The 5269-nt window shown below is 71.6% G+C and carries 3 protein-coding genes and 2 pseudogenes; all 5 read right to left on the minus strand.

The features are described 5' to 3' along the window. A pseudogene (locus ACFVU9_RS45220) lies at positions 1-161 on the minus strand (ATP/GTP-binding protein); the annotation flags it as partial. Then, a complete protein-coding gene (locus ACFVU9_RS45225; protein WP_387603897.1) occupies positions 142-822 on the minus strand; it encodes a DUF742 domain-containing protein in 681 nt (226 codons plus the stop codon). The pseudogene ACFVU9_RS45220 and the gene ACFVU9_RS45225, both read right to left, overlap by 20 nt. A 162-nt stretch (positions 823-984) precedes the next feature. Then, positions 985-1398 carry a roadblock/LC7 domain-containing protein gene (locus tag ACFVU9_RS45230; RefSeq protein WP_030291361.1) on the minus strand — a complete coding sequence of 138 codons (414 nt, stop codon included), beginning with the start codon at positions 1396-1398 and terminating at the stop codon, positions 985-987. A gap of 10 nt (positions 1399-1408) precedes the next feature. Continuing rightward, on the minus strand, positions 1409-4630 hold the full coding sequence (locus ACFVU9_RS45235) for a nitrate- and nitrite sensing domain-containing protein (RefSeq protein ID WP_387603900.1): 3222 nt from the start codon (positions 4628-4630) through the stop codon (positions 1409-1411). A gap of 543 nt (positions 4631-5173) precedes the next feature. Next, positions 5174-5269 (minus strand): annotated as a pseudogene (locus tag ACFVU9_RS45240) (ATP-binding protein); the annotation flags it as partial.

Raw genomic sequence — 5269 nt, forward strand, 5'->3', positions numbered from 1 at the left:
GCGGAGGCCGAGGTCATGACGGCTTCGGTGCGCAGGGGGTTGATCTCGGAGACGGCGCCGACGAGCGTGGTCTTGCCGACACCGAAGCCGCCCGCGACGACGATCTTCGCGGAGGTGGTGGCGCGGGTGGGGGCGGCCGCGTTAGAGCTTGCGAAGTCCACTGAGGACCCTTTCGAGCAGCGTGACGTCGGGCTGGTTTCCGGATTCGCCTCCGGAAGCGGGCTGGTGGATGGCGACGAGGCCGGCCTCGGCCAGGTCGGCCACGAGGATGCGCGCGACTCCCAGCGGGAGGGAGAGCAGCGCCGACACCTCGGCGACGGACTTGACCTCCGTGCACAGGGTGCAGATCCGCTGGTGCTCGGGGAGCAGGGTGGCCAGGCGCTGCGGGTCCACGTCGGCGGAGACGAGGGCCTCCAGCGCGAGTTCGTAGCGGGGCCGGGTGCGGCCGCCGGTCATCGCGAACGGCCGGATCAGCGGGCCGGAGTCGGGTTCGTCCTCGAACTCCTCGACGTGCCCGGGGTCCTGGGCCGGGTGGTGGCCGGGCGCGTGGCCGGGTCCGGCCGGCGGGACCGGGTAGCCGGGCGGCGGCATGTCGAAGGAGGGCTGCGGCTGCGGGGCGTACTGGCCGGGCCGGGCGTACTGGCCGGGCCGGCCGTACTGCTCCTGCTGCTGACCGTACGGCGGCTGGCCGTACTCCTGGCCGAACTGTGGCCGGCCGTACGGCTGACCGTGGCCGACGCCGGGTGCTCCGAAGGCGTCATGGCCCGTGCCAGGGTACGGAACGCCACCGTACTGGCCGCTGCGGTCGTCGGGCGGTGTCACGGTTCCTCTCCTCACAGGGTGCGGCGGTTGCGGTGCGAGCCCCGGAACGAGTCCGGAGCCTGTGGTGCGAAGGCCGTACAACGTCCGAACCCGAGCCCGCCGAAGCGGGCCCGGGAGGGACGCGGAGGTGCTTCGAATACCTGGACGGTATCCGACGAACCGTCAGTGCAGGAGACTGCCCTGGAGTTCTGCGCGGAGTGCGGGGGTGAGGACGGCGCCTGCGCGGTCGACGAGCAGGGCCATTTCGTAGCCGACGAGGCCGATGTCGGAGTCGGGGGCGGCCAGGACGGCGAGGGCGGAGCCGTCGCTGATGGCCATGAGGAACAGGAAGCCCCGTTCCATCTCGACGACGGTCTGGTTGACCTCGCCGCCCTCGAAGATCCGGCTGGCGCCGGAGGTGAGGGAGGTGAGGCCGGAGGCGACGGCGGCGAGCTGGTCGGCGCGGTCCCGGGGGAAGCCCTCGGACATGCACAGCAGGAGGCCGTCCGCGGAGACCACCACGGTGTGGGACACCCCGGGGGTGTTGTCCACGAAATTGGTGATCAGCCAGTTCAGGTTCTGTGCGGCCTGGCTCATCTGAGTCAACTCAACGCTCCTGGTGGTTCGAGCCGCCGAAGAGATCGGTGCTCCGGTTCTGTCCGTTGCCGGACTGGTCTACCTGATCGGGGTCGATCCGGAAGCTTCCGGTGTTGCCGGCGGTGCGGCCCTGCTCCACGCCGCGGCGCAGGTTCGTGAGACGGCCACGGACCTCCTCGGGGCTGCGGGAGACCTGCGGCCCGTCCTGCGGGGTGGGCTTGGCGTTGCCGGCCACCAGGTTCTGCTTGGGCACGCGGCGCGGCAGGCCGGACTGGGTGGTGCCGGCGGACGAGGGCTCGCGCAGCTGCTCGGCCCGCTGCCAGGCGTTGTCGTTCGGCGACTGCCAGGCGGAGTTGGCGGTCGGGCCGGTCGGGCCGTAGCCGCCGAGCGCCGACACGTCGTGTCCGCGCGACTCGGCGGGCGACGAGGTGTCCTTGGCGCCGGCGAACCAGTTCGGGGTCTCGCCGTTGGCCCCGGCGGGCGCGGGCGTCCCGACCGGGCCGCCGGTGGCCAGCTGCTGGCCGGGGCGGCGCTGCGGCAGCCCGGACGGCAGGGTGGCGGGGGCCTCGGCGGCGGGCAGCGCGGGCGGCTCCGGGGCGTACGGGTGGCCGGCCGGGGCGTCCTGGGCCTGGTGGGCGTACTGGTCGCCGGCGTAGCCGTCGTCGTAGCCCTGGTAGCCCTGGCCCTGGTAGTCCTGCTGCGCGTACTGGTCGTCCGCGTAGCCCGACTGGTCGTAGCCCTGCTGCGGGTACTGGCCGTACGCGTCCTGGCCGTAGCCGTCCTGCTGCCCGTAGCCGTACTGGTCGTCGGCGTAGGGCTGCTGGTAGCCCTGCTGCGGGGCGTACTGGTCGTAGCCCTGCTGCGGGTACTCCTCCTCGACCTCGGCGTCCAGGACCGGCTGCTCGGCGTCCCCGTACGGGGAGGCCTCCAGCGCGGCGCGGCGCACCTGGTCGAGGCGCTGGGAGCGCTGGACGGACTCCAGGGCCGGGCTGAAGCCGGAGGAGCCGGCGTTGCCGATGCCGGTCAGGTGGTCGTCGAAGCCCAGCTCGGCGGCGCTGCGGGCGCGGCCGTCGGGGGCCCACTCGGAGGCCGGCTCCTGCTCGGCGAAGATCCGCGAGACGGTGAACTGCTCCTCGGGCTCCGGCGCCGGGCCGCCCTTGGTGACGAACGGCGGGAGCATGACGAGCGAGGTGGTGCCGGCCGACTCGCCGGACGGGCGGAGCTGGACGCGGATGTCGTGCCGCTGGGAGAGCCGGCCGACCACGAACAGGCCCATGCGGCGGGAGATGGTGGCGTCGACCGTGGGCGGCTCGGCCAGCTTCTCGTTGATCTCGGCGAAGTCGTCGGCGGTGAGGCCGATGCCCTTGTCGTGGATCTCGACCAGCACGCGGCCGTCCGGCAGGCGGGTCGCGTTGACCAGCACCCGGGTCTGCGGGCTGGAGAACGAGGTGGCGTTCTCCAGCAGCTCGGCGAGCAGGTGGACGAGGTCGGTCACGGCGGCGCCGACGATCTCGACCTCCGGGATTCCGGACAGCTCGACGCGCTCGTACTGCTCCACCTCGGACGCGGCGGCGCGGAGCACGTCGACCAGCGGGACCGGGGTGTTCCAGCGGCGGCCGGCCTCCTCGCCCGCGAGGACGAGGAGGTTCTCGCCGTTGCGGCGCATGCGGGTCGCGAGGTGGTCCAGCTTGAAGAGGTTCTCCAGCTGGTCCGGGTCGGCCTCGTTGTTCTCCAGGTCCGTGATCAGCGCCAGCTGGCGCTGGATGAGGCCCTGGCTGCGGCGCGACAGGTTGGTGAAGATCGCGTTGACGTTGCCTCGCAGCAGCGCCTGCTCGGCGGCGAGCTCGACGGCCTGGCGGTGGACCTGGTCGAACGCCCGGGCGACCTCGCCGATCTCGTCCTTGCCGTGCAGCGGGATCGGGGCGACGGAGGTGTCGACCCGCTCGGGGTCGGTCTTGGAGAGCTTCTCGACGAGGTCCGGCAGGCGGTTGTCGGCGATCTCCAGGGCGGCGCTGCGCAGGGTGCGCATGCCGAGGATCATCGAGCGGGCGACGTAACCGGTGAGCAGCCCGGCCAGGATGAGCGCGGCGACGACGATGACCGTGTTGAGGATGGCGTCGTAGAGCGCGTTGTCCTTGAGGTTCCGGGAGTCCGTGAGCACGTCGTCGAGGAGCGCGACTTCGGTGTTGCGCAGCGCCTGGATGTGCGTGGCGGCAGCCTGGTTCCAGTTCTCCGGGGTCAGACCGGCGTCCTTGGCCTCCTTGAAGGCGGCGTCGGCGGCGGCCTTGCCCTTCGTCTGGCCGTCGGCGGCGGCCTGGCTGTAGGCGGAGGCGAGGTTCAGCAGCGACTGCATGGTCGGCGCGCGGCCGTCGGGCATCTTGTACGCCGAGCGGTCCTGCGCGGTGGCCAGGGCGACCTGTGCGTCGGCGTACTTCTTGGCGTCGACCGGGTCGCTACCGGTGGTGAACTCGGTGATCGCGGTCTGTTCGAGCTTCTCCGAGACCACGACCTGCAGGGTGAGGTCCTGGTTCTCGTAGCGGGTCACCGAGTTCGACCCGATGCCCACGAGCAGGTGCAGCATGAGCGCGCGCTGGGACGAGGACGCGGCCTTGGCCAGCGACATGGCGTAGATCGCGCGGCCCTTGCTGGCCGCGTTCGTGGAGCCGAGGCCGACCGAGTTGTCGTACGCGAGCAGCGGGGCGAACAGCGTCGAGTACGCGTTCGCGGTGGCGCTGGCGAACAGCTCCTGGCCGTACGCGCTGGCGCGCAGGTGCGGCAGGTTGACCACGAGGTCCTGGAAGGCCTGGTGGCGGCGCGGGAGCTCGCCGGACTTGTCGGACGCGTCGTAGGCGGCGTTGTAGGCCTTCAGCGCGGCGTCCGTGGTGGCGCGGGTCTTGGCGACCGTGCCGTCCGGGTCCTGCTTGGTGAGGAGGGGTATCAGCGTCTTGTCGCGCTCGTTCTCGAGCGCCTCGGCGAGTTCGGTGGCCGCCTTGGCGAGCTCGGCGGTCTTCTCGGCGCGGGACGCCTTGATGTAGCCGTCGACCGAGGTGTTCACGCGGAGGCCGCCGAACACGAGGCTGATGATGACCGGGATCAGGAGGATCGCGATCAGACGCGTCGGCACGCGCCAGTTGCGCGGCCTGAGGAAGTCGTAGCGGCTGGAGCTCTCGGAGCCCGTCGAACCCGTGGAGCCGCCGCTGCGGGGCTCCTTCGGGCCGACCGCGGGCTTCACGGGCTGTGGTGCCTGTGAACGCTCCTCGGTCGGGGTGAACGCGGAGAATCCGGCCGATTCCGTCGCGGTACCGTTCGGCTCGCTCTGGCGGGGCTCGGAGCGCCGCTGCGGGGCGGGTTGCTGCTTACGCCTCACTCGACAACTACCTCTCGGCCGACAGCCGGCCATGGATCAATCCAGCGCTGCCCCGGGCCACGCTCCGCCGCCGGTGGGCCGGGCGGGAAAAGCGACAGGGGTAGCTGGAATTTCAGCACGTGCAGGGATGGGGGACAAACAGACCCCGCATGCCGCCCGCGTCGGCACAATCTGGACATTCGCCGACATGACGGCGCAAAACCGTGGTCTTCTGGCGCTGAGTGACGTGATTCGGCCACGTAGCGTCACTGTTGATCACAAAATGCCTACCGAACCGTTATCCACCGCTTATGAGCGGGTCTTGCGCGGTGCCCCCGCCGGACACCTGCCGGTAAGCAGCCCCGCCCCGGCGGACCGTCGCCTGGACGGTCCGCCGGGGCGGTGGTGTCGCTCGCACCCCCGCGTCGGCTAGCGGAGTCGGGCGAGGAGGGCGTGTTCGACGAGGGTGATGAGGGCGCTCTTGGCGCTGTCGCGGCGGCGGGCGTCGAGGGTGATGACGGGGGT

The organism is Kitasatospora sp. NPDC057936 (assembly GCF_042887525.1).
Lineage (GTDB): Bacteria > Actinomycetota > Actinomycetes > Streptomycetales > Streptomycetaceae > Kitasatospora.

Excerpts from the sequence above, each read along its gene's own strand:
- ACFVU9_RS45230 (WP_030291361.1), bottom strand. The coding sequence starts at position 1,398 with ATGAGCCAGGCCGCACAGAACCTGAACTGGCTGATCACCAATTTCGTG.